General features: G+C 67.4%; 22 protein-coding genes. 17 read left to right on the forward strand and 5 right to left on the reverse strand.

Features of this window, described 5'->3' with window-relative positions; genetic code table 11:
• The first annotated feature begins 47 nt into the window (after positions 1-47).
• From cpaB to VIG90_RS01555, 11 genes are read left to right on the forward strand one after another with little or no spacing between them, the layout of a single operon-like run.
• Positions 48-920 carry a Flp pilus assembly protein CpaB gene (gene cpaB, locus VIG90_RS01505; RefSeq protein WP_331591644.1) on the forward strand — a complete coding sequence of 291 codons (873 nt, stop codon included), beginning with the start codon at positions 48-50 and terminating at the stop codon, positions 918-920.
• Positions 917-2,386, forward strand: coding sequence for a type II and III secretion system protein family protein (locus VIG90_RS01510; RefSeq protein WP_331591645.1), 1,470 nt, complete (start codon positions 917-919; stop codon positions 2,384-2,386). The genes cpaB and VIG90_RS01510 overlap by 4 nt, the downstream gene beginning before the upstream one ends.
• Positions 2,370-2,678 carry a hypothetical protein gene (locus tag VIG90_RS01515; protein ID WP_331591646.1) on the forward strand — a complete coding sequence of 103 codons (309 nt, stop codon included), beginning with the start codon at positions 2,370-2,372 and terminating at the stop codon, positions 2,676-2,678. The genes VIG90_RS01510 and VIG90_RS01515 overlap by 17 nt, the downstream gene beginning before the upstream one ends.
• Before the next feature lies 1 nt (position 2,679).
• Positions 2,680-4,260: a pilus assembly protein TadG-related protein gene (locus tag VIG90_RS01520; RefSeq protein ID WP_331591647.1), complete on the forward strand. Its 1,581-nt coding sequence runs from the start codon at positions 2,680-2,682 to the stop codon at positions 4,258-4,260.
• 4 nt (positions 4,261-4,264) lie between these two features.
• Positions 4,265-4,777: a TadE/TadG family type IV pilus assembly protein gene (locus VIG90_RS01525; RefSeq protein WP_331591648.1), complete on the forward strand. Its 513-nt coding sequence runs from the start codon at positions 4,265-4,267 to the stop codon at positions 4,775-4,777.
• Positions 4,774-5,364 (forward strand): TadE/TadG family type IV pilus assembly protein, encoded by a 591-nt coding sequence (locus VIG90_RS01530; protein WP_331591649.1) that lies wholly within the window; start codon positions 4,774-4,776, stop codon positions 5,362-5,364. The genes VIG90_RS01525 and VIG90_RS01530 overlap by 4 nt, the downstream gene beginning before the upstream one ends.
• A 14-nt stretch (positions 5,365-5,378) precedes the next feature.
• Positions 5,379-6,578, forward strand: coding sequence for a pilus assembly protein CpaE (locus VIG90_RS01535; RefSeq protein ID WP_331591650.1), 1,200 nt, complete (start codon positions 5,379-5,381; stop codon positions 6,576-6,578).
• Between the two features lie 17 nt (positions 6,579-6,595).
• Positions 6,596-7,975 carry a CpaF family protein gene (locus VIG90_RS01540; protein ID WP_414695459.1) on the forward strand — a complete coding sequence of 460 codons (1,380 nt, stop codon included), beginning with the start codon at positions 6,596-6,598 and terminating at the stop codon, positions 7,973-7,975.
• Positions 7,972-8,970, forward strand: a complete 999-nt coding sequence (locus VIG90_RS01545; RefSeq protein WP_331591651.1) for a type II secretion system F family protein — start codon at positions 7,972-7,974, stop codon at positions 8,968-8,970. Before VIG90_RS01540 ends, VIG90_RS01545 begins: the two co-directional genes overlap by 4 nt.
• Before the next feature lie 14 nt (positions 8,971-8,984).
• A complete protein-coding gene (locus tag VIG90_RS01550; RefSeq protein ID WP_331591652.1) occupies positions 8,985-9,917 on the forward strand; it encodes a type II secretion system F family protein in 933 nt (310 codons plus the stop codon).
• 12 nt (positions 9,918-9,929) lie between these two features.
• On the forward strand, positions 9,930-10,409 hold the full coding sequence (locus tag VIG90_RS01555; RefSeq protein WP_331591653.1) for an A24 family peptidase: 480 nt from the start codon (positions 9,930-9,932) through the stop codon (positions 10,407-10,409).
• A gap of 2 nt (positions 10,410-10,411) precedes the next feature.
• Here VIG90_RS01555 and VIG90_RS01560 read toward each other — a convergent pair whose 3' ends face one another.
• The 4 genes from VIG90_RS01560 to VIG90_RS01575 form a co-directional block, all read right to left on the reverse strand.
• Positions 10,412-10,642, reverse strand: coding sequence for a YezD family protein (locus VIG90_RS01560; RefSeq protein ID WP_331591654.1), 231 nt, complete (start codon positions 10,640-10,642; stop codon positions 10,412-10,414).
• 135 nt (positions 10,643-10,777) lie between these two features.
• Positions 10,778-11,716 (reverse strand): TauD/TfdA family dioxygenase, encoded by a 939-nt coding sequence (locus VIG90_RS01565; RefSeq protein WP_331591656.1) that lies wholly within the window; start codon positions 11,714-11,716, stop codon positions 10,778-10,780.
• A gap of 90 nt (positions 11,717-11,806) precedes the next feature.
• Positions 11,807-13,180 (reverse strand): MFS transporter, encoded by a 1,374-nt coding sequence (locus VIG90_RS01570; protein ID WP_331591657.1) that lies wholly within the window; start codon positions 13,178-13,180, stop codon positions 11,807-11,809.
• 8 nt (positions 13,181-13,188) lie between these two features.
• Positions 13,189-15,636: a TonB-dependent receptor gene (locus tag VIG90_RS01575; RefSeq protein ID WP_331591658.1), complete on the reverse strand. Its 2,448-nt coding sequence runs from the start codon at positions 15,634-15,636 to the stop codon at positions 13,189-13,191.
• Positions 15,637-16,296: 660 nt separating this feature from the next.
• Between VIG90_RS01575 and mbhE the strand changes: the two genes are divergently transcribed.
• From mbhE to mnhG, 6 genes are read left to right on the forward strand one after another with little or no spacing between them, the layout of a single operon-like run.
• Positions 16,297-19,023, forward strand: coding sequence for a hydrogen gas-evolving membrane-bound hydrogenase subunit E (gene mbhE, locus VIG90_RS01580; protein ID WP_331591659.1), 2,727 nt, complete (start codon positions 16,297-16,299; stop codon positions 19,021-19,023).
• Positions 19,020-19,400 carry an NADH-quinone oxidoreductase subunit K gene (locus tag VIG90_RS01585; protein WP_331591660.1) on the forward strand — a complete coding sequence of 127 codons (381 nt, stop codon included), beginning with the start codon at positions 19,020-19,022 and terminating at the stop codon, positions 19,398-19,400. Before mbhE ends, VIG90_RS01585 begins: the two co-directional genes overlap by 4 nt.
• Positions 19,401-19,403: 3 nt before the next feature.
• Entirely contained in the window at positions 19,404-20,867 is a 1,464-nt protein-coding gene (locus tag VIG90_RS01590) for a proton-conducting transporter membrane subunit (protein WP_331591661.1), read from the forward strand.
• Positions 20,867-21,199 (forward strand): Na+/H+ antiporter subunit E, encoded by a 333-nt coding sequence (locus tag VIG90_RS01595; protein ID WP_331591662.1) that lies wholly within the window; start codon positions 20,867-20,869, stop codon positions 21,197-21,199. The genes VIG90_RS01590 and VIG90_RS01595 overlap by 1 nt, the downstream gene beginning before the upstream one ends.
• Positions 21,196-21,474, forward strand: coding sequence for a monovalent cation/H+ antiporter complex subunit F (locus VIG90_RS01600; RefSeq protein WP_331591663.1), 279 nt, complete (start codon positions 21,196-21,198; stop codon positions 21,472-21,474). The genes VIG90_RS01595 and VIG90_RS01600 overlap by 4 nt, the downstream gene beginning before the upstream one ends.
• Complete coding sequence (gene mnhG, locus VIG90_RS01605) at positions 21,474-21,854, forward strand: monovalent cation/H(+) antiporter subunit G (RefSeq protein ID WP_331591664.1); 381 nt, start codon at positions 21,474-21,476, stop codon at positions 21,852-21,854. Before VIG90_RS01600 ends, mnhG begins: the two co-directional genes overlap by 1 nt.
• Positions 21,855-22,207: 353 nt before the next feature.
• Here the strand turns inward: mnhG and VIG90_RS01610 are convergent, their stop codons facing one another.
• Positions 22,208-22,720 carry a hypothetical protein gene (locus tag VIG90_RS01610; RefSeq protein WP_331591665.1) on the reverse strand — a complete coding sequence of 171 codons (513 nt, stop codon included), beginning with the start codon at positions 22,718-22,720 and terminating at the stop codon, positions 22,208-22,210.
• Positions 22,721-22,754 lie beyond the last annotated feature (34 nt).

Consider the following 22,754-nt stretch of genomic DNA (forward strand, 5'->3'; position numbering starts at 1 on the left):
CTGCGTGCCGGCGTCAATTCAAGGCGCGTTCTTGCGGGAGCATCGGGATGCCAAGAGCGCAATCGCTGATCATTCTCTCAACGGCCGTCCTCCTCGGGCTGCTGGCGGTGCTGCTGGCCTCGCGCCTTGTGGCTCCGGCGGCTCCGGCCCCGGCAGTGGCGCAGCCGGTCGCAAGCCTTGCCAAGATCATGGTGGCCGCCGCGCCCATTCCGGCCGGCACGGCCATCACGCCTGCGCTGGTCAAGCAGATCGACTGGCCGCTGAACGCACTGCCTGCCGGGGCCTTCACGTCTCCGGCGGATCTGGTGGATGCGGCCGAGCCGAGGGTCGCCCTACGCGAAATGGGGGTGAACGAGCCCGTTCTGGCCTCCCGCGTCACCGGCAAGGGCGGGCGCTTTTCCGTCTCCGGCATGATCGCGCCGGCCATGCGCGCCGCCACCATCCGGGTGAATGACGTGGCGGGCGTCGGCGGCCTCGTTCTGCCGGGAGACCGGGTGGACGTGCTCGTCACCCACGCGCCGCCCGGCACAGACGGTCGCAGCGTCACGGATGTGCTCCTTCAGAACGTCACGGTTATCGGGCTGGATCAGGATGTGAACGCGGCGCGCGAGAAGCCCGCCGTCGTCAAGACGGCAACGCTGGAGGTCTCGCAACTGGCCGCGCAGAAGCTGGCGCTGGCCCAGCAGGTGGGCAGCCTCAGCCTTGTCTTGCGCAGCATGCGCGCCGGCACGGCCGCGCCCGAGGCCGTCCGCACGGTCAGCCTTGCTGATCTGCGCGATGGCGTGGCGGGCAGCGGCTTGCCCAGTGTCCGCTCGCGCTCCGCCCCTGCGCCCGGCCGCACCGTCACCATCGTGCGGGGGCTCCAGCCCCGCAGCTACACCGTTGGCCGGTTCAGCGGCGAGGGGAGACTGCACCCTTGAGGGCGAGACGCAGCCTCTCCCGAATTCTGCCCTGCGTGCTGGCGGTTCTTGCTTCCGGGCCGGCCGGCATCGCTCCTGCCGGAGCGGGCCCGTCTCCGGACGCCGCCCGGCCCGCCGCCAGTGTCAGTATCGCTGTCCGGGCAGAGACCGGCCTGCATGCCGGCGCGTTCGCGGTGCCGCTGAACAAGAGCCAGATCCTGACGGTGGAGCGCAGCTATGCGCAGGCACTCATCGGCAACCCGGCAATTGCCGACCTCATGCCGCTGACCGACAGGTCGCTCTACGTCCTCGGCAAGGCCACCGGCTCCACCAACCTGACGCTCTATGACCGCAACAAGACCCTGATCGCCGTGGCCGATCTGGTGGTGGAGCCCGATGTATCGGGCCTGCGCCGCCAGCTTGGCGATCTCATGCCGGCCGAGAAAATCAGCGTGCGCGCCGCCAATGAATCCGTGGTGCTGACCGGCGTTCTGACGTCCGCGCCCGCCGTGGCCCGCGCCGTGCAGATCGCCGAAACCTATGCCCCGGGCAAGGTCGTCAACATGCTCTCGGTCGGCGCAACCCAGCAGGTGCTGCTGGAGGTGCGCATTTCTGAAATGGTGCGCACGCTGGCCAAGGAAATCGGCATCAACAACGCCTTCATCAGCGACAGCGGAAATTTCTTCGGCGGCACCGGATCGAACGCCATCGGCACCACCCTGCTGACCGACGAGGCTGGCCGACCGATCGTGGACCTGAGCGGTATACTCGACACCTTCGGCATTGTCGGCGCGTCGTTCGACATCGGCAGCCTGAACATCACAACGGTGCTCGATGCGCTGGAGCGCAAGGGCATCCTGACCACGCTGGCGGAGCCCAATCTGGTGGCGCTGTCCGGTGAAACCGCATCCTTTCTTGCAGGCGGGGAATTTCCCGTGCCCGTCGCGCAGAACGGCCTCGGCGGGGCGGACAGCAAAGGCTCCTCCTCCATCACCGTCGAGTTCAAGCCGTTCGGCGTCAGCCTCGGCTTCACGCCCACCGTTCTGGAAGACGGCGTCATCAATCTGGTGGTCGCGCCCGAGGTCAGCTCCATCGACCCCAACGCCTCCATCCGCATCAGCGGCCTGACGATCCCGGGCCTGCAAACCCGCCGCGCCCAAACCACGCTGGAGCTGCGGGACGGCCAGTCCTTCGCCATTGCCGGGCTCATCCGCAATGATTTCAAGGACACCGTCCGCCAGTTTCCCGTGCTCGGCTCCATTCCCATTCTGGGCGCGCTGTTCCGCTCCAGCGGCTTTCAGAAGCAGGAGACCGAACTGGTCATCGTGGTGACGCCGCGCCTGGTCAAACCAACAGCGCCGGACAAAGTCGCCCTGCCCACAGAGCGCGTCACCCCTCCGGCCGAGCTTGACCTGTTCCTGAACGGCCGCATCGACGCCACGCAACAAAATCCGGGAAAGGACGGCCTTGATGCAAACAACCGCTAAGGGAGCGCGGCTGGCGCCAGAAAAAGCGTTCGGCCTTTGCCTGTTGCTGGCCGGGCTCGCCGCCTCCTCCTGTGCGCCGAAGGATGCAGGGCTCGGCGCCGCCGTGCGGCACAACGTGGCGCTGCACGTCATTGATCCCAGCCCGAGCCATGCGGGACAGCCCATCGAGGGCGGATCGGGAGCGCGCGCCGCCGCCGCGCAGGAGCGGTATCGCACCGGCACGGTCAAGCCGCCCCAGACCATCCAGACAACGGGCAGCCCTGCGGGCCGCAGCACCGGGGAGCGGCTCTGACATGGCGCAGGCACTCCCCGCTGCGGTTCATGCGCTTGCCCGCTGCCGGGCCGGGGCGGTTGCGCCCACGCTTGCCCTGTCGCTGGCCGCGCTCATCGCCGTCGGCGGGCTGGCGTTCGATTATGCCCGCCTCGCCAGTCTGGACACCGAGCTGCAGAACGCGGCGGATCACGCCGCCCTTGCCGCCGCCACCCAGCTCGACGGCCGGCCCGGAGCCTGCCAGCGCGCCGCCAATGCTGCCGGCACCATGGTGCGGAACCACGCGCTCTTCGCCAATGACGGCGGCGCTCCGGCCATTGCCGTCGCGCATGAAACTGCGTGTGATGCGACGGGCCGCATCCGCTTCTATCAGGATCCACAGAAGGCCGTGGCAGCGGCGGGCGATGACACCGCCCGGTTTGTCGAGGTCTCGGTGGAAGCGCGCCGGGCACGCTATGCGCTGACCCCCATCGTTGGCGCGGTGGGGTCCGGAGACATCACCGGCACCGCGTTTGCAGGGCTTGCCTCCGCCATCTGCAAGGCGCCGCCGCTCATGATGTGCAATCCCAATGAGAGCCCGGGCGGGGGCGGCAGCGTCGATGCCTCGGCGCTCATCGGCAAGGGGCTGCTGGCAGTAGCGGCCGGGAGCGGCGGCACCTGGGCGCCCGGCAATTTCGGGTTTCTGGATATGGGCGCCGGGCCGGGCGCAAGTGATTTGCGGGACGCGTTCGGCAAGGCCACCACGCATTTCCAGTGCATCCGCACCAGCTCTGTCGATACCGCGCCTGGCAACATGGCCGATATTTCAGCGGCCATAAATACCCGCTTCGATATTTATGAGAACGGCTGGGCCGCCAATTGCGACGGCGTTGGCTGTCCGCCCGCCTACAACACGGTCAAGGATCTTGTCCGAAGGGCCGATGGTGGCTGCGGTCTCAATTCCAACCCCAACTCCAGCGGCCAGCAAGGCTGGCGACCGGTGGAGGCCCCCGGCCACTACCGGCCCAGTCCCGCCACGCGGCAGGATGCCACCATCAGCGTCATCGGCCACCCGCGCGATATCTGCCACGCCGTATCGCTGGAGGGCGATTGCCCCGGCGGCCGGCTGGGGGACGGCCTGTGGGACCGGGACGCCTATTTCCGCGTCAACCACGGCCAGGCCTCGACGCAGGACTGGCAGAGCCGCTTGCGGGCAGACGGCGTTGCCAACTTCCAGTCCCCCACGCGCCATGATGTCTACCAGTGGGAGCTGGCCACCGGCCGCCTTGGCCCGCGCGCCGTCGGCGGCGCTGCCGCTGCCTATTCAGCGCCCGTCTGCGGCACCCCGGTCGGGCCGCCCGCGCATCCAGACCGGCGGGTAACGTCGCTGGCGGTGGTCAACTGCATCGAACAGGGTATCAACGGGCGCACCGCCAACGTCAGGGTGGAGGCATGGCTCGACATTTTTCTGGTGGAGCCCTCCTACCTGCGCCGGGATGACGGCAACGCTGCCCGCACCACGGCAGATCAGGTGTACGTCGAAGTCATCGGTCCCACCCGCATGGCAGGCGGCGGAGGCGGCGCGCAGGTCGTGCGCCGCGACGTGCCGTATCTCATCGAGTAGCGCCATGAGCCCGCCCGTCCGCTTCCTCTTCTCCCGTCTGTGCGCCTCCCGCTCCGGCAGCGCTGCCGTGGAGCTGGCGCTGCTGCTGCCCTTCCTGACGGCGCTTCTGTTCGGCGCGATCGAGCTCGGCCGCTATTTTCTGGGCGAGCATATTCTCATCTCCGCCGTGCGGGACGGTACCCGTTTCGCGGCCCGTCAGCCTGTGTCGGAGATGCCGTGCGGTGGCCCGCCTGCCTTGGGGAAAGCCGCTCAGGTCCGCAGCCTCGTGCGCTTCGGCAACGTCTCTGCCAGCGGTGCGCCTCGCCTCGGCTATTGGACGACGGACACCGGCATCGAGATCACCATCACCTGCACGCCGGGTCCATGGTCCGGCCTTTATGCGCAACATCCGCAAGGCGCTGCGGTCGTCACCGTCTCGGCCAGCATTCCTTACGTGCCGCTCCTCGCCGGTCTCGGCCTGCGCGTGCCATCCTTGCACGTGCGGGCGCAGGCCCAGTCCGCGGTGATGGGCCGGTGAGCCGGGCATCTCCCTGGGCGCGGCTCGTCCGCTGCCGCTCCGGCGCAACCGCTGCCGAATTCGCACTGGTGGTGCCGCTGCTGCTTGTGCTGCTGCTCGGCATCATCGACGCCGGACGGCTGCTCTGGGTCGTCAACCGGGCGGAAAAAGCCGCCCAGATGGGCGTGCGCCTTGCCGTCGTCACGGACATGGTGCCGGCGGATCTGGCCCACCGGGATTTTGCCGCAGCGCATGGCGTCCCCAGCGGGGAGCCTGTGCCGGTATCGGCGTTTTCCGCCACTACGTGCAGCGCCGGCGGCTGTACCGGCTGGGGGTATGACGCGGCCGCCTTCCAGCGCGTTGTGGCCCGCATGAATGCCGTCCTGCCGGACATCCGGCCCGGTCATGTGTTCATTGATTATGAGAACGTCGGCCTCGGCTACGCCGGAGACCCCGCCGGGCCGGACGTCTCGCCCCTCGTGCGGGTGCGCGTGCGCGCGCTCGCCTTCCGGCCCCTGCTGCTGGCCGTGTTCGGCAGCACCATCGCCCTGCCCGAAGCCAGCGCCGCGCTCACGCAGGAAGACGGCAGCGGCACAGGTTCCAACTGATGCGGAGCAACGCCATGATAGAGGAGAGCAGCGCGCCAGACAGGCTTGTCTCCCGGCCGCCCCTGTCCGGCGGCAGGCCGGTTGCGGTCGTGCTTTTGTCGGCGCACAGCCGGGCCGTCTCGCATGTGCCCGCCGGGCCGGTCGCGGGGTTCGAGGTCCGGTGCATCACGCCGGGATCGCCCGGCGCGCTTCCCGCCGGCAGCCTTGACGGCGCACGGGCCGTTGTCGTCGAGCTGGACCCCGAGAGCGACGCCAGCTGGCGGCGGCTGGAGAAGATCATAGGCCTCGGGCAGGGCATTCCGGTGGCCGCCGCCATTGCCAGCCCGAACCATGCGGACATGCGCCGCTGCGTGCGGCTTGGCACGTCGGACGTGCTGCCTCTGCCGCTGTCGGAGCGCGAGCTTGCCGGGGTGCTGGAGCACATGGGGCGCAGCCTCGGCGGGGCGATGCATGCCCCCTGCAAGACCGGCCGCGTCATCGGGTTTCTGAAAAGCGTCGGCGGCGTCGGCGCAACGGCGCTGCTCACGCAGGCGGCCTGTCTCCTCGCACAGCGGGAGCAGCCCCTCGGGCGGGAAGTCTGCCTCTTTGATCTCGACATCCAGTTCGGCAACGCCGCGCTCTATCTCGGCCTTGCGCCCAAGCTGTCGTTCGATGAACTCCGGGACGCAGGGAACCGGGCGGATGCCGCGCTGCTGCGAGACGTCGCCACCCGTCATTCCTCCGGCCTTCAGGTCATCGCCGCGCCGCCGGCCATTCTCGCGCCGGACGCGCTGACGGAGCCGCAGCTCCATGATCTGCTCGATCTCGTGGCGGGCGAATTTCCAACCGTGCTGCTTGATCTCCCGGCGGTGTGGACGGACTGGTCGCTCGCCGCCATTGCGCGCCTCGATGCCCTGTGTCTCGTCACCGAACTCAGCGTCCCCAGCCTGCGCCACGCCCGCCGCCAGATCGAGCATCTGCGGCTGTCCGGCATCGGCGGCGTGCCGCTGCATGTGATCGCCAACCGGGTGGAGCGCGGCTTCTGGAAGCCCATCGGCCTTGAGGACGCGGCGCAGTCCCTCGGCCACGGCATCTGCGCCGCCATCGGCAACGATTTTCGCACGCTGAGCGCCGCCATCAATCAGGGCGTGCCGCTGAGCAGCATCAAACGGAACAGCCGTATCGAACGGGATCTTGCAGCCCTGCTCACGCAGCTGCTGCCGCCCGAGGCATAGAAGGGGAGGGACATATCATGTGGCAGACCGCCAACAACCGCCCGCAGCAGAACCCGTTGCCGGACAAGGCGGCAGCGCCCGCGTCCATGCGGCGGGATACGCCCGTCGAGGCCGGCGCCGCGCGCCATACCGATCTGAAAGTGGACCTGCACCAGGCCCTGCTCGACCATCTCAATCTCGCCGCCCTTGAAACCATGGACCGCGACCGGCTGCATCGGGAGGTGGGCGATCTTGTCGCCACGCTGCTCTCCCAGCAGAAGCATGCGCTCAATGCCCAGGAGCGCAAGCAGCTGGTCAGCGACGTGCTCGACGAACTCCTCGGCCTCGGCCCGCTCGAGCCGCTGCTGAAGGACCCCACCGTCACGGACATTCTGGTCAACACCCACCGGCTGGTGTTCGTGGAGCGCAACGGCGTGCTGGAAGAAACGGCGGTGCGCTTCAAGGACGAACGTCATCTGGCCCGCATCATCACCCGCATCGTCTCCGCCGTCGGTCGGCGGGTGGATGAAAGCGCGCCCATGGTCGATGCACGTCTGGCGGACGGCAGCCGCATCAACGCGGTGGTGCCGCCGCTTGCGGTCGATGGCTCGCTGCTCTCCATCCGCAAGTTCGCGCAGACGCCCATTTCCATGGAGCAGCTGGTGCGCTCCGGCAGCATCGCTCCTGCGCTGGCGGAGGTGCTGCGCGCCATCGTGCGGGCGCGGCGGAACATTCTCATCTCCGGCGGCACCGGCTCGGGCAAGACCACGCTGCTGAATGCCCTGTCGGCGTTGATCTCCCCGCGCGAACGCATTGTGACGATTGAGGACTCCGCCGAGCTTCAGCTCCAGCAGGTGCATGTGGCTCGGCTGGAAACCCGGCCCGCCAATATCGAGGGCAGGGGCGAGATCACCCAGCGCGAGCTGGTGAAGAACGCCCTGCGCATGCGGCCGGACCGCATCATCGTCGGCGAGGTGCGCGCGGGCGAGGCGTTCGACATGCTGCAGGCCATGAACACCGGCCATGACGGCTCCATGACCACCATCCACGCCAACACGCCGCGCGATGCGCTGGCGCGGGTGGAGCAGATGGTCGGCATGTCCGGCATCGACATGCCCCTACGCTCGCTCAGGGCGCAGATCGCCTCCGCCCTGCACGTGGTGGTGCAGGTGGAGCGGCTGCCGGATGGCCGCCGCCGCGTCGTCAGCCTCAGCGAGATCGCCGGTATGGAAGGAGACGTCATCACCATGCAGGAGCTTTTCCGGTTCCGCCGCACCGGCGTTGATGCTGCCGGCGCGGTGCAGGGCCATTTCGAGGCCACCGGCATCCGCCCCCGATTTCTCGAACACCTCGCGGCCCACGGCGTCCCGCTGCCCGTTCACGTCTTCTCGCCCCGGCGGCAAGGAGGGCAGGCATGAACACGCTCACGCTCCTCCTGCTGTTTTATGGACTGGTGTTCGTCTCGACCGCTCTGCTCGTCGGCGGGGTTGCGGGCACCGTGCGCGCCGCGCGCCGTGAAAGGCACCGCCTCGGCCAGCGTCTGGGCCTCATACCAGCGCGGCCGACACAGCCGCCATCGGCCACGCTGCTGCGGCGGCTCCCCGAGGAGGCGGGGCTGGTCTGGCGCCCGCTCGGCCCGTGGCCGGGCAAGCTGGCGGAGCGCATCGCGCAGGCGGGCTTCACCCTGCCGGTCGGCCAGTTTGTCGCCGCCATGGGCGTGGCAAGCGCGGGGCTTCTGGTGCTGGGCCTGCTGCTCGCTCACAGCCTGACCGGCGCGGTCTCGCCCGGGGCCATTTTTATCTCCGCGCTGCTGGCCGCCGCCATTGGGCTGGGCCTGCCGCTTGCGGCGCTCGGGTGGCTGCGGGATCGGCGGGTGAAAAGGCTGGAGGCGCAACTCCCCCTCGCGCTCGATGTGTTCGTGCGCGGTCTGCGCGCGGGCCACCCCATTGCGGCGGCGCTCGCGCTGCTTGCCGAGGAACTGCCCGATCCCATCGGCAGCGAATTCCGTACCGCCCATGACGAGACCGCCTACGGGCTGGACTTGCGCGACGCCCTCCAGAACATGGCGCAGCGCTGCGGGGTTGCTGACATGCACATGTTCGCGGTGTGCATTGCGGTGCAGAACGAGACCGGCGGCAATCTGGCGGAAATTCTTGAAAACCTCGCCCGCGTCATCCGCGACCGCGCGGCCATGGTGCTGAAGGTGCGCGCCCTCTCCTCCGAGGGGCGCATGACCGCCACCATGCTCACCGCGCTTCCCGTGCTCGCCTTCACCGGGCTGTTCCTCGCCAACCCGGCTTTTTACCTCGATGTGGCGCACGATCCCGCCTTTCTCCCGGCCGTCGCCACGCTGCTCGGCCTTTATGGCGTCGGCGTCGTCACCATCCGCCGCCTGACCGATCTGAAGATATGAAAGGGAGACCATCCATGGGCGGCTCCGCGCAGTGGACGATAGCCTTGCCGGCAGTGCTGTTTCTGATTTTCCTCTCCGTCGTGCTGCTCGTCACCGGCTTGGGATCGGCCATTTCCAGCCGCGCCCGCATGCGCCAGCGCCTGGTGCTGCCACCAGCCCTCGCGCGGCCCGGCGGGAATTTCTGGGCCGGATTGGTCGCCGCGCTTCAGCGTCGGGGCATTCTTCTGGAAGACGAGCATGCGGCCAGCCTGCGCAGCCGCTTGTCTGCCGCCGGGTTTCACCGGCCCGAGGCCCCTGCGCTTTACACGCTCGTGCGCATCGTGCTGTCGCTTGGCCTGCCGGGCCTGTTTCTCAGCCTGAATGCCGCAGCACCCGGCGCCGCTGCCTCAAGGCTGTATCTGGTGGCCGCGGCGCTGGCGCTGGCGGGGCTGTACCTGCCCCGGCTCTGGGTCGATGTCCGTGCGGCGCGCAGGCGTCAGGCCATGCTGAGCGGCCTGCCTGATACGCTTGATCTCGTTCTGGTGTGCGTCGAGGCCGGGCTGGGGGTTGATGCCGCCTTCCAGCGGGTGGGGGCGGAAATCGTGCAGGCGCATCCGCTGCTCGCCCGCCATCTGGCCGCCGTCACGCTGGAAATGCGGGCCGGCCGCAGCCGGGCGGAGGCGCTGCGCCGCATGGGAGAGCGCAGCGGCGTGCCGGAAATCCGCGCGTTTGCCACGCTCGTCGTGCAGTCCGAAAAGCTGGGCTCCAGCATGGCGCAGGCCCTGCGCACCTATGCGGCGGAAATGCGCGAGCATCGCCGCCTGCGGGCGGAGGAGAAGGCGCATCGCCTGCCGGTACTGCTGTCCGTCCCGCTGGTGGCGTGCATGCTGCCCACCATGGTCGGTATTCTCATGCTGCCCGCCGCCATCCGCGTCATGCGCGATCTTATGCCCGCCCTTGGCCAGTAGCGAGGTGTGCCCATGACCGTTGCCCTTTTCCATGCGGCCTTCGCCGCCGTGCTGCTGGCCGCCGCCGCTGAGGACGTGCGCTGCCGCCGCATCAGCAACCTGTTTCCCATCATGCTGGTCGTCCTGTTCGCCGGCGTTGCTCTCTGGCGCGGGGAGACGGGGACCCTGTTCCTGCATTTCCTCAGTTTCATCAGCCTGTTCGTGCTCGGCGCGGCGCTCTTCACCCGGGGCATCATCGGCGGGGGAGACGTCAAGCTGATGGCCGCCGCCGCCCTGTGGTTCGAGGTGCAGCAGCTTCCCGCGCTGCTTCTGGCAATTGCCCTGTGCGGCGGTGTCCTGGCTCTTGTACTGGTTGCCCATGGGCTTTTTCTGTCGGAAAAGGGCGCACATACCAGGCGCGCTGACCGCCGCCGCAGAAATTCAGTGCCCTACGGGCTGGCCATTGCCGCGGGCGCCATCATTGTCATGGGGCCTGATCTTCTGCGCCTGTAAACTCAGAGCCGCATCTTCTCCGTCACCTCGATCTGCACCACCCGGCCTTCGTGAAGGGTTAGGGCGATGGTGCCGAAGCGCAAACGGTCCAGCGCGGCGCGAATGGCCTCGATCGCCTGATCGCTGTTCTGCGTCTCCCGGGTATTTTCCGGCCGGATATTCTCTGGCCGGATATCTTCCGGCCGGTTGTTTTCCAGCTTGATATTTCCAGCCTGAACCTGCGGTTGGGTCATGGTCCGTCCTTCCGGGCGCGTCGGGGAAAAAAGGGCCGTGTCCCCCTGGCGGGGAACACGGCAAGTTTGCGGGGGAATTGCCTGATCGGAAGTGCCGTCCCGGGAGCTGACGAGACAGGCGCTTCCGCTGACAGGTCAGGCGGCCTGTTCGGCGAAGGCGGGGCGCTCCTTCTTGATGATGCGGCTGCGGCGGCCGTCAATGCCCACCGGCACGTCGCCCTCGATGGTGGCGCGGCGCAGCGTGCGGCGCTGGTCACCGAAGTCGGCGATGGCGCGGTGCTGGGTGGCGCGGTTGTCCCAGATGGCAACGTCGCCCACCTGCCAGCGCCAGCGCACGGTGTTCTCCGGCCGGGTCACGTGGTCCTGCAGAATGTTCAGGAGGCGGGCGGAGTCCGTCTGGTTGAAGCCGACGAAATTCTTGATGAAGTGGCCGAGCAACAGCACCCGCTCGCCGGATTCCGGGTGCACGCGCACCACCGGGTGCTCGGTCTCGTAGATGGTCGAGGCAAAGACGTTCTTATACTGGCTGAGGCGCTCGTTGCCGGTGCCCACCACCGTGGCATAATCATAAAGGTTGGTGTGCACGGCCCACAGTTCGTCCACCAGCGCCCGCAGCGGGTCGGGCAGTTCCTGATAGGCGGTGGCGCAGTTGGCCCACAGGGTGTCGCCGCCCGCTTCGGGAACGTTGATGGCGCGCAGGATGGACGCTTCCGGATAGGCGTCCACGAACGTCACGTCCGTGTGCCAGCTGGAGGCGGCATAGCCCTCCGTCGAGTCCAGCTCCAGCAGCGCGGTCGAGCCGGTGGCCACCGGCACGGTCGGGTGGGCGATGATTTTTCCAAGCCGGCCCGCGAAGGCTTCCTGGCTGGCGTTGTCCAGCGCGTGCTGCTCGCGGAAGAAAATCACCTTGTGGCGCACCAGCGCGGCGCGAATGGCCTTGATGGTGTCGTCGCCCAGTTCCTCGCCGAGGTTCACGCCGCGAATTTCAGCGCCGATGCGCCCGCCCACCGGGGCGATGTCGAGGGGAATATTGGCGTCGGTCTTGTTCACGAAAGTCTTGGTCAGGTTACCCATGGTGTGTCTCCTCTTGGGTGAAAGCTGAAATCTGGAAGTCTGTTGTTCGGGGTTTGGGGAACGCGGTACGAAAAGCGGGAAACCGGAATTTCACTGTGCGGCCACGGCCACGGCGTCCCGCTCCGCCAGCTGGCGGCGGATCTCGCCGTGCCGTGTCTCGTCGAGCGGAAAGCCATGGATCAGCGCGGCGGAGAGCGCGTGGGCCAGCGCCGGCCCCAGCGCGAACACCAGCAGCAGGCCCTCCAGCGCATCGGGGCTGTTGACGCCGCGCGGATCAAACCCGAGCCAGGAGACGAGCGGCAGCGCGATGCCGATGGCGGCGGCGGTTGCCGCCTTGCCCGCAAGGCTGAACACGGAGAAGAACAGGCCGGTGCGGTCAACGCCGGTGTCGAGCCGGTTCTTGTCGGCCACGTCCGCCACGATGGAGCGCAGCATCAGGTTGGCAGAGCCTTGCGCCAGGCCCTGGGCAATGCTGAGGCCGATCAGCAGCGCCAGCGCATCGGGCGTCACCAGCAGCAGGGCAAGGTTGATCGCCACCTGCACCAGTTCTCCGGCAACGGCGGTCTGGTGCTTGCCGAAGCGCTGGCCGATCTTCATCCAGAGCGGCCCGGCGAACACGCCGAACACGAACTGGACAAGGAACAGGCCGCTCGCCCACTGGGGCAGGCCCATGTAGTGGCTGACGAAGAACACGAACAGCGCGCCGCGAATGCTCTGGGCCAGCGTCACCGCGAAGTCCGAGCCCAGCACTCGTAGCAGCAGCGGCTCTCGCGCCACCGCGCTCAGAGTCTCGCCAAGGCCCGGCGTGCGGTGGGCACGGCGCACGGGCAGGTTGTCCGGGAAGGATTTCAGGCACAGCAGCAGGGCCGGCAGCAGGCTGGCGATCACCAGCGCGCCCATGCCAGCCAGCTTCAGCGCGGCGTCATTGGGGCGCACCTGATCGAGGATGGTCGGCAGCACCAGCGCGATCACCAGCGCCGTCGAGCCCGCCACCTGCGTATAGGTCGCCACCCGCGTGCGCTCATGGTACTGGCCGGAAATCTCGCCGGACCACGCCATGAAGGGGATCTGGATCATGGTCCACCCCAGGTAGAACACGAACAATACGGCCCCCAGGTACAGCGGCGTCACCGCCATCGGCGGGAAGAACAGCAGGCCGGCGGCCAGCGCGAAGATCGGCCCGCCCGCGGCGATCCACGGCTTGCGGCGGCCGAACGGGCTGCGGGTGCGGTCGCTCAGCGCGCCGATCAGAGGGTCCGACACCGCATCCCACAGCCGCCCGAACAGGAAAATGAGGCCGATGGCGGTCAGCGAGAGGCCGTAGTGCTCGGCGTAGATCGGCGGCAGATAGACCGCCAGCGGCAGGCCCGCCGTTGCCAGCGGAAACCCGATGGAGGCAAAGGACGCCAGCTTGAGCGCGGGCAGGCGAGAGGCGGTATGGTGGCCAAGGGTCTGGTCAGTCATGTCGAACCTCACAGTTTGGTGCGCAGCGTGACGCCGTAGGTGCGCGGGTCACCCAGCAGGCCGCTGGCAAGGCCGGTGTTGGCAAGGCCGGTGGTCACGAAGTATTTTTCGTCGGTCAGGTTGCGGGCCCACACGGAGAGGTCCCAGCGGCCATCCTCGCCCGCCCTGAGGCCAAGGCGCGCGTTCAGCAGCCCGAAATCGCCCGCCTTCGAGCTGGGCGAATTGGTGATGGAGGAGAAGTAGCTGGAGCGGTGCGCGTAGTCGGCGTGCGCGTAAAGCTCCAGCGCCTGTCCGCGCCAGGTGCCCAGCGGCTGCGTGTAATCCGCGGTCACGGACCAGGTGAATTTCGGCACGCCCGCCAGCCGCTCGCCGGAGAGATCCTGCGTCGGGGAGACGTTCAGGAATTCCGGGGCCTGCTGGGCGTTGGCGTATTCCTTGTAGATCGCATCCACATAGGCGGCCGAGGCGCTGAGGCTGAGACGCTCGCTCACCGCCCAGCCGATGTCCGCCTCGATGCCGCGTGAGCGCACGCTTGGAATATTGTCCACGTAGGTGCGGAACACCGAGGTGCCCTCGACGAACGAGACGACGACCGTCTGATAGTCGCTCACCTTGGTGTGGAAGGCGGCAAGGTTCAGCGTCACCGCCTCATCGAACCACTGGGATTTGAGGCCCACCTCGAAGGCGTCCACCGTCTCCGGGTCCACCTTCGGGTCCACGTCTGCGGGCAGCAGGGTCAGGTTGAGCCCGCCCGACTTGTTGCCGCGCGAATAGCTGGCGTACACCAGCGCGCCCTCGCGCACCTTGTAGCTGAGCGTGAGGAGCCCCGAGACGCTGTCGTCGGAGAGTTCTGCGGTGTAGCTGCCGCGCGGGGCGAACAGCTCGCGAATGCCCTGCGCCGCCCCGGCCGCCGCCGCAGGCAGCAGGCTCAGGTCCTGCCCGCCTTGGTGCCAGCTGCTGAACGCGCCCTTCTTCGTCTCGTGCGTGTAGCGCAGGCCGCCGGTCAGGCTGAGGCTGTCATTGATGTTCCATGTCGCCTGACCGAACAGGGCATAGCTGTTGGTCGTCGGCTCGGAATAGGTGCGGCTTTCAAAGCCGCTGAGCGCCGCGTTGCCGATGAACGCGGGCACGGTCGGCAAATTCCAGTCCGCCGCGGCCGGGCCGTAGCCGGTCAGGCCGTAGCCGCGAATGGTCTGCCAGAAATAATAGGCCCCGACCACATAGTCGACGGCGCGCCCGCCCGCGGAGGCGAGGCGGATCTCCTGGCTGAACTGGCGCTGGCGGTTGGCCTGGTTGGCCGCCGTCAGCACCGGCAGGCTGACCATGTCGAGGTCGTTGCCCGGGTTCCAGTCCCACGCCCGCCAGGCGGTGATGGAAGTGAGCACATGGTTGCCCGTCTCCCAGTCGATCTGGCCGGAGGCGCCATAGCTCTCCATGTTCGCCTGATAAGGGGAGTCCGCCGAGACCTTCCGGTCGAACGGGTCAAAAGAGGGCACCGTGTATCCGGCGCGGGTGATGCGGTCGATGAAGCTGTTGGGAATGGGCGTGCCGTCCGCATAGGTCGTCGTCACGCCGGTGATGAATTGCAGCACGCCGTGCGCCGTCTGCTTGGCATAGTCGCCGATGAGGCGGATCTTCAGCGCGTCGGCGGGCTGGGCCAGCAGTTGCAGGCGGGTCGAGAAGTTGTCGTTGTCGTTGGCGCGCCTGCCGTTGAACATGTTGCGCACGAAGCCGTCCCGGTGCGTGTCGGCAACGCTCAGGCGCACCGCCAGCCTGTCCTCGACCAGCGGGCCGGAGGCGGAGAACCTCGCCTGGTGCGCGCCGTAGTTGCCCGCCGTCAGCTCGCCGGAGAACTCCGGCTCGAACGAGGGGGCGCGGGTGCTGATGTTGATCGCGCCCGCCGTCGTGTTCTTGCCGAACAGCGTGCCCTGCGGGCCGCGCAGCACCTCGATCTGCTGCAGGTCCACCAGATCGAACTGGCTCTGGCCGACCCGCCCGTAGAAGACGTTGTCGATGTAGATGCCAACGCCGTTGTCCAGCCCGTCGTTGGTGGTGGAGATGTTGGAGCCCAGCCCGCGAATGTTCACGTTGGTGTTGCGCGGGTTGAAGCTGAACACCTGCAGCGTCGGCACCACCTGCTGCACCTGCGCGACACTGAAGTTGCCGATGTTGGCGAGCGTCTCGTTGCTGACGACGCTCAACGCGATGGGCACGTCCTGCGCGCTCTCGTCACGGCGGCGGGCGGTGACGACCACCTCCGCCGCATCGGCGGCGTCAAGGGTGAGGGCGGCCAGCGCCGCCGTTTCGGTGGCTTCAGCGCCCGTGGCTTCAGCATCCGTATCCGCCGCCATGGCCGGGAAAGGGAGGCTGGCGGCAAGCGCAAGGCTGCTGGCCGCCAGCCACAAGGCAGGGGGAGGAACGCGGGTACGCTGGGGGGAAGAGGCATGCTCAGTCATGAACCGTATCACTCTGTCGGGTGCCGGTTGCGCGCATCCCGGAATTCAGGGCGCAGGTTCCCGGCTCCGCGGGCCGCACGGGCACGCAGAAAATCTGTCGAGAAGAAGCGGGGCAGGCGGGTCCGGCCCGGGCACACGCCCGGTTCAGCGCAGGTCAGGAAGCAGCGCGCCGGCCTTTGGCCGTATTAAATCCTGGAACACATTCGCATCGGTCTCTCTCCTGTCAGGTCGGGAGGAACACGAAGCCTGGCATGGTTTGCCTCAGCGTCGCGCGCTTTAGCCGTTGGTCACGCGGAGCAAGCTGCATCCTGTCAAAAGCCGCGGGCCGATCGGGGGTCGCGGGAGGGATCGCGTCGGCCGTTTCGATCTCTCCATAATCTCGATCATGATAGTAGAGATTATGGCCGTCAATTAAAATTTGCTTGGGCTGTTGAAAGCCGGAATTGGGTTGGAAGGGAAAAGCCGAGGTGCGACTTGGTTCCCTGCCCAGGGCAAAATCACGCGCTTTTCGGCCGATCCTGAAAAACCTGACAAAAAGCGGTGACTCGGCGGTTGCCCGACCGGAAAATGCCGTTAGTAAAGATAAGGAGCGTCCGAGGGCTCAAATCTGGCGGTTTTGCCCTCGATCCCGCACAATGTTAGAACAATAGTTGAGGTTTGATGCTGATCTGGCTGATCCTGATCGCGTTTCTGGGAAGTTGCCTTGCCGGACCCGTCTCTCGTGCTGCGGACCGGTGGGCCGGATGGTTGCTCGCACTGCTGCCCGCCGGACTTTTCGTCACACTGATCAAGATCTCGCCCGTCATGGAGCGCGGCTGGGTGCTGGGAGACGGCCTCAACTGGGCTCCCTACCTCGACCTTTACCTCACCTTCCGTCTCGACGGCTTCTCCTTCCTCATGACCCTGCTCATCACCGGCGTCGGCACGCTGGTGGTCATCTACTCCGGGGCCTACCTGTCGGAGAAGTCGCTGAAGGACCGGGGCCGGTTCTTCACCCTCATCCTGCTGTTCATGACCGCCATGCTGGGCGCGGTGCTGGCGGACAATCTCATCGTCATGCTGGTGTTCTGGGAAGCGACCAGCATCCTCTCGTTCCTGCTCATCGGGTTCGACGGCCGCAGCGCCCGCGCCCGCCGCTCGGCCCTGATGTCGCTCTACACCACCGCCGCGGGCGGTCTGGCGCTGCTGGCGGCCATTCTCCTCATCGGTCAGGCGCTGGGCACATACTCGCTGGGCGAGGTCCGCGCCCGGGCGGACGAACTGGCGGCCAGCCCGCTCATCGTCCCCATTCTGGCGGGCCTGATGATCGGCGCGTTCACCAAATCGGCCCAGTTCCCGTTCCACTTCTGGCTGCCCAACGCCATGCAGGCGCCAACGCCCGCCTCCGCGTTCCTGCACTCGGCCACCATGGTGAAGCTGGGCATCTACCTCCTGGCCCGGTTCGAGCCGGTCATCGCCGCCGTGCCTTATGGCCGCTGGGTGCTGGTCACGGTGGGCGGCGCCACCATGCTCATCGCGGCGTTCCAGGCGCTGCGGGCCGAAGGCTTCAAGACGGCGCTGGCCTATTCCACCATCGCGTCGCTGGGCATTCTGGTCACCCTCATCGGGCTGACCGGCCCGGCCGCCTCCGTTGCGATGGTCGGGTTCCTCTTTGCCCACGCGCTCTACAAGGCGGCGCTGTTCTTCTGTGCCGGCTCGGTGCTGCACGCCACGGGGCTCCAGAACCTGCGCGCGCTGGGCGGCCTCATCCGCCTGCTGCCGCTCACGGGCGTTGCCACCGTGCTGGCCAGCCTCTCCATGGCGGGCCTGCCGCCGTTCTTCGGGTTCATCTCCAAGGAATTCCTGTTCCAGGCCCAGCTCGAGAGCACCTCGGCGCTGGTGTCGCTGGCCGTCATCGTGCTCGTCAACGCCGCCATGGTGGGCGTTGCCGCCGTCATCACCCTGCGTCCGTTCTTCATGGGCCGGGGCAAGATCTCCGAGGTGAAGCACGGCGAGACGCCGGGCCTCGTCATGCCGCCGCTGGTGCTGGCGCTGGCCGGTCTGTTCCTCAGCCTTGATCCCGCGTGGGTGTCCAGCAACGTGCTGCGCCCGGCCGCCGTTGCCGTCTACGGCGAGGCGATCGAGGTGAAGGTGCATCTGTGGCACGGCATCACGCCCATGCTGATGCTCAGCTTCGTCGTCGTCATCATCGGCGCGCTCATCGCGTGGTACTGGAAGTCCATCCACCTGCGGCTGCGCAAGAGCCGGGTGTTCGAGGTCGTCGATTTCGATCGCTACTTCGAGACCACGCTGGAGACGCTCCACCTCCTGTCCGCCCGCCTCACTGGTCTGGTGCAGCACGGGGACCTGCGGACATACCTCTGGGTGGTGTTCGCCGCGGTCACGGCGCTGCTGCTGTTCGCGTGGAACGCTGCCGGACTGATGCCGCGCCTGCCACAGGTGGACGCGCTGCGCCCCGCCCCGGCGGTCGTGGCGCTGGTCGGCATGGCCGGAGCCCTGGCTGCGGCTCGGGCGCGGGGCCTGCTCACCGCCATGATCGCGACCGGCCTCGTCGGCTTTGCCGTGGCCGTCGGCTTCATGTTCAACGGCGCGCCGGATCTGGCGCTGACCCAGTTCACGGTGGAGGCACTCATCGTCGTCCTGCTGACGGCGCTGCTGCTGGCGGTGCCGTTGGCCGCGCCGCCCACCCGCACGAATACCGAGCGCCGGTTTGACGCGCTCATTGCCACCGTCATCGGCGTCGTGCTGTTTGTCGCGCTCGTGGACATGACCTCGGCCAGCCACGGCGGGGCCATCAGCACCTTCATGGGCAACCAGAGCTATCTGGCGGCCAAGGGCCACAACGTCGTCAACGTCATTCTCGTCGACTTCCGCGGCTTCGACACGCTGGGCGAGACGGTGGTGATCGCCATGTCGGCGGTGCTGGCGTGGTCGCTGCTCGGCCCGCGCCTGCGCGAGCAGGTGTGGAGCCATGAGCGCCGCTCGCCCTTCATCCTCCAGCTCACCGCGCCGGTCTTTTTCTGGCTGCTGCTCATCACCTCGCTGTGGATCCTGCTGCGCGGTCACGATCAGCCCGGCGGCGGCTTCATCGGCGGTCTGGTCGCGGCCCTTGCCTTTGCCATGATCGCGCTGGCCCATGGGCTGGAGCGGGCACGCCGGACCCTGCGCATCCATCCGGTCGTGGTCGTCGGCATCGGCATGTTCCTGGCGCTGCTCAGCGGCTTCCCCGGCATGCAGGACGGCTCGGCCTATCTCACCCATCTCTGGTACGAGGGCGATGCCCTCAAGCTCAGCACCACCATGGTCTTTGATCTGGGAGTTTATATCGTCGTGCTTGGTGGCGTTCTTGCCTTCCTGTTCGGCCTGCAACGGGGGGCGGAGAAATGAACCTGGTGTACGCGCTCATGGCCTCCGTCATCGTGGCCTGTTCCATCTACATGATCCTGTCGCGCAATCTGGTGCGGCTCCTGCTCGGCATGTCCATGCTGGCCACCGGCGTCAACATCGTCATCTTCATGTCCGGCAACACGCAGAGCCCGCGGCCGCCTCTCATCGAGGAAGGCGCGATCGTGCTGACCGATGCGGCCGATCCGCTGCCCCAGGCGCTCATCCTCACCGCCATCGTCATCGGCTTTGCCCTGACGCTGGTACTGGCCACGCTCACGCTGCGCGCGTGGCGGGCGGAGCGCACGCTCAACACCGGGCAGATGCGCGGCGCGGAAGATCTGGGCGATCCCACCCGCCCCGGCAAGCGGGAGGGTTGAGGCATGGACGGTCTGGCCCTTATCGCACCTGTCATCGTCCCGCTGCTTGGAGCGGCCATCGCCGCCATGCTGCGGGAGCGCCCCATCGCCCAGCGCACGGTCATGGAGATCAGCGTCGTTACCATGGCGCTGGCGTCCCTGCTGCTCTTCCTCAAGGTGAAGGACGGCTACGAGCTCATCATGGCCTTCGGCAGCTGGATACGTCCGGTGGCCATCAGCTTCAGGGCAGACGCGCTGGGAGCCACCCTGTCGCTGGTCACCGGCCTCATCGGCGCTGCGGGCATGATCTACGCCCGGGCGGACGTTGCCGCCCGCCGCCGCCGCTCCGGGTTCGATCCCCTGTTCCTGTCGCTGCTGGCTGCCGTCAACGGCGCGTTTCTGACGGGCGATCTCTTCAACATGTACGTGTGGTTCGAGCTGATGCTGGTGTGCGCGCTCGGCCTCATCACCCTTGACCGCCGCAAGGCGCAGATCGACGGCGCGGTGCGGTACGCGGCGCTCAGCATGATGGGCGCGACCTTCATCCTGGTGGGCATCGCCTTCATCGTGGCTGAAGTTGGCACGCTGGAGTTTCGCGACCTGCGCCTGACGCTCGCCGCGCGAGATCTCTCGCTGTCCATCGTTACCGGCGGCGCGCTCATGCTGGCCGGGTTCGCCCTGAAGGCAGGTCTGTTCCCGCTGTTCTTCTGGCTGCCCGCCTCCTACCACACCGCGCCCATCGTCGCCTCGGCGGTGTTCGCAGGGCTGCTCACCAAGGCCGGGTTCTATGCCTGCCTGCGGGTGCTGGTCACGCTGTTCGGGATGGACATGCTGCCGGGCTTTCCGGTCGCCATCGGCGTCATCGCCGGGCTCACCATGGTCGTCTGCGCGGGCTGCGCGCTGGCGCAGACGGACCTGCGACGCCTGTTCTCGTTCCACATCATCGCGCAGGTCGGCTACATGGCCATGGGCCTGTCGCTGGCCTCGCTGATCGGGCTTCAGGCGGCCATCTTCTACATCGTCCACTCCATCATCGTGCAGACCAACCTGTTCTTCGCCGCCGGGGCCATCTACCGGGCGGACGGCAGCTTCGACCTGCGCACGGCGGGCGGCATCTCCCGCTCCCAGCCGCTGCTGGCGGGCATGGTGGCCGTGCCCATCCTCTCGCTGTCGGGCATTCCGCCGTTCTCCGGCTTCTGGGCCAAGCTTACCGTCCTTCGCGCCGGGTTCGAGCAGGGCATGATGTGGTTGCCCGCCGCGGCGCTGTTCGCGGGTCTTCTGACCATCATCTCCATGGGCAGCGTCTGGGCAAACGGCTTCTGGAAGTCCCGCGCGGGCGGGCGCATCGCCCGGCCGGTGCCCACGTCCATGTTCTGGGCCATCGCCACCCTGTCGGCGGCAACGCTGGCCATCGGCCTGTTCCCCGGCTTCCTCTGGGAGGTGGCGGGCATCGCCGCCCACGCCCTTGAGCTCGGAGGGACGCGCTGATGCTGCTGCGCCGTATTCCCACCATCCTGTCGCTGGTCGGCACCTTCTTCTATGACCTGCTGGCCTCGTCCATTGCCGTGGCGAAGATCGTGCTGTCACCGTCCTCGCCCCAGAGCCCGGCCATCGTCGTCTATCCGCTCGATGTCCGCACGGATTGGGGCGCGGCGCTGATGGCCTATTTCATCTCGCTGACGCCCGGGTCCACCTGCATTTACGTGTCCGAGGACCGTCGCCGCCTTTACATTCACCTGCTGAATGCCCCGTCCGAGGAGGTGGCCGTCGCGCGGTTCAAGCGGCTCTATGAACGCCGGGTGCTGGAGCTGGAGCAATGAGCAGTCTGAATCTTCCCCTCATCGGCACGATCTACGCCATCCTGCTCGCCATCCCACTGGTGCTGGCCGCCTGGCGCATGATCAAGGGCCCGGGCGTGGCTGACCGGTTCGTCGCGCTCGACATGCTGACCGGCGTCGTCGTCGCCCTGTCCGCCGTCACGTCGCTGGCCACCGGCAGCGGGGCCTTTCTCGACATCGGCCTCGGCGTTGCGATCATCAATTTCGTCGCCACCGTGGCGCTGTCCGCATTCCTTGAACGCAAGGGGAGGGGCTGATGGACCTTGCTCTCTCGATCCTCGGCCTTGTCTTCCTGACGGTCGGCGTCGTCTTCCTCATTCTGGCCGGCATTGGCGTTGCGCGCCTGCCGGATGCCTTCCAGCGCATGCACGCCTCCACCAAGGCCGGAACGCTGGGCGCGTCCTTCTCCGTCGTCGGCGCGGCGCTCATGCTGCCGGACATCCGCCTGACCAGCGTCGGCTTCACCATCCTGTTCCTGCTGCTCACCCTGCCGGTGGCGGCCCAGTTGCTTGCCCGCGCCGCCTACAAGTCCGGCGCGCACCTGCGCGTCACCCGCGGCGACCCGCTGGCGGACGTCCTGAAACGCGAGCATTCCCCGCTCGAGGAACGCGCCTTCGCGCAAGGCGAGGACAAGTAATCCCCACGCCTTCGCCACGCGGCCGCACAGGCTGGAAAACAGGGCAGCGCCGGCAAAGCGCTGCCCTTCGTGCATCCGGCGGGCGTACACGTCTCCCATCACCACGGCCATCAGCCCGATCAGCAGCAGAACCAGCACCCCCATCACACCGTCTCCCCATCCCCGTCGCCAACTCAATCGTCAAAACCCTGCGATCATAGGTAATGCATTGCCTCCCTGCCGTCAATAGGGAAAAAACAATTCAAGCGGGTTAATGGCTTCAGCGGCGGGTATCAGGCATGAGAAAGCCCGCTGTTTCGCAGCGGAAACAGCGGGCCCGGCCTGTTTGGGGACATGGCCGTAACTTGCGGGGCTTACTTACCCTTCTTCGGCAGGATCGGGTAGTAGACGCCCGGACGCTCCGCGGTGATGTCCACTTCCATCAGGCTCTGGTCCCAGTGCGCCTCGGTCAGCTCCCAGCGGCGCTTCTCGCCCTGGTAGTAGGCTTCCAGATCCGGATAGAGCTTGGCGATCACCTCGCCGCGGGTCAGCGGCGACTTCTTGGCGTCCTTCGGAGCCGGGGAGACGTTGATGATCATGAAGTCCCACTGCGGCGCCAGCGCGTGGCCCGAGTTGGCGTAGATGTTGGAAGACAGGGTCAGGCCTTCCTTCATCTGCCAGTCCATGATCGGGCGGTGCCACTTGATGTAGGCTTCCAGCCACTCGTCCTGCTTGCCCGGCGCGGTCTTGTAGTAGCTGACCGAAACCTTCGGGCGGTCCTGCAGTTCGCGGCCTGCCATGGCCTGCGCGTTGGCGGTGGTGACCATCGCCGGGGCGGCGGCGGCAGCCAGAGCGGCTGCCATCAGGGTGCGAGAGAAGAAGTTCATGCAACTATCCTTTGGTTACAGAAGGTTGGCACTT

It is taken from the genome of Pedomonas sp. (assembly GCF_036515995.1).
GTDB lineage: Bacteria > Pseudomonadota > Alphaproteobacteria > Sphingomonadales > Sphingomonadaceae > Pedomonas.

What these genes read in the sequence shown, in the direction of transcription:
- cpaB (WP_331591644.1), top strand. Translation starts at nt 48, where the DNA reads ATGCCAAGAGCGCAATCGCTGATCATTCTCTCAACGGCCGTCCTCCTC.
- VIG90_RS01515 (WP_331591646.1), top strand. Translation starts at nt 2,370, where the DNA reads ATGCAAACAACCGCTAAGGGAGCGCGGCTGGCGCCAGAAAAAGCGTTC.
- VIG90_RS01520 (WP_331591647.1), top strand. Translation starts at nt 2,680, where the DNA reads ATGGCGCAGGCACTCCCCGCTGCGGTTCATGCGCTTGCCCGCTGCCGG.
- VIG90_RS01525 (WP_331591648.1), top strand. Translation starts at nt 4,265, where the DNA reads ATGAGCCCGCCCGTCCGCTTCCTCTTCTCCCGTCTGTGCGCCTCCCGC.
- VIG90_RS01535 (WP_331591650.1), top strand. Translation starts at nt 5,379, where the DNA reads ATGATAGAGGAGAGCAGCGCGCCAGACAGGCTTGTCTCCCGGCCGCCC.
- VIG90_RS01540 (WP_414695459.1), top strand. Translation starts at nt 6,596, where the DNA reads ATGTGGCAGACCGCCAACAACCGCCCGCAGCAGAACCCGTTGCCGGAC.
- VIG90_RS01545 (WP_331591651.1), top strand. Translation starts at nt 7,972, where the DNA reads ATGAACACGCTCACGCTCCTCCTGCTGTTTTATGGACTGGTGTTCGTC.
- VIG90_RS01550 (WP_331591652.1), top strand. Translation starts at nt 8,985, where the DNA reads ATGGGCGGCTCCGCGCAGTGGACGATAGCCTTGCCGGCAGTGCTGTTT.
- VIG90_RS01555 (WP_331591653.1), top strand. Translation starts at nt 9,930, where the DNA reads ATGACCGTTGCCCTTTTCCATGCGGCCTTCGCCGCCGTGCTGCTGGCC.
- VIG90_RS01560 (WP_331591654.1), bottom strand. Translation starts at nt 10,642, where the DNA reads ATGACCCAACCGCAGGTTCAGGCTGGAAATATCAAGCTGGAAAACAAC.
- VIG90_RS01565 (WP_331591656.1), bottom strand. Translation starts at nt 11,716, where the DNA reads ATGGGTAACCTGACCAAGACTTTCGTGAACAAGACCGACGCCAATATT.
- VIG90_RS01570 (WP_331591657.1), bottom strand. Translation starts at nt 13,180, where the DNA reads ATGACTGACCAGACCCTTGGCCACCATACCGCCTCTCGCCTGCCCGCG.
- VIG90_RS01575 (WP_331591658.1), bottom strand. Translation starts at nt 15,636, where the DNA reads ATGACTGAGCATGCCTCTTCCCCCCAGCGTACCCGCGTTCCTCCCCCT.
- mbhE (WP_331591659.1), top strand. Translation starts at nt 16,297, where the DNA reads ATGCTGATCTGGCTGATCCTGATCGCGTTTCTGGGAAGTTGCCTTGCC.
- VIG90_RS01585 (WP_331591660.1), top strand. Translation starts at nt 19,020, where the DNA reads ATGAACCTGGTGTACGCGCTCATGGCCTCCGTCATCGTGGCCTGTTCC.
- VIG90_RS01590 (WP_331591661.1), top strand. Translation starts at nt 19,404, where the DNA reads ATGGACGGTCTGGCCCTTATCGCACCTGTCATCGTCCCGCTGCTTGGA.
- VIG90_RS01595 (WP_331591662.1), top strand. Translation starts at nt 20,867, where the DNA reads ATGCTGCTGCGCCGTATTCCCACCATCCTGTCGCTGGTCGGCACCTTC.
- VIG90_RS01600 (WP_331591663.1), top strand. Translation starts at nt 21,196, where the DNA reads ATGAGCAGTCTGAATCTTCCCCTCATCGGCACGATCTACGCCATCCTG.
- mnhG (WP_331591664.1), top strand. Translation starts at nt 21,474, where the DNA reads ATGGACCTTGCTCTCTCGATCCTCGGCCTTGTCTTCCTGACGGTCGGC.
- VIG90_RS01610 (WP_331591665.1), bottom strand. Translation starts at nt 22,720, where the DNA reads ATGAACTTCTTCTCTCGCACCCTGATGGCAGCCGCTCTGGCTGCCGCC.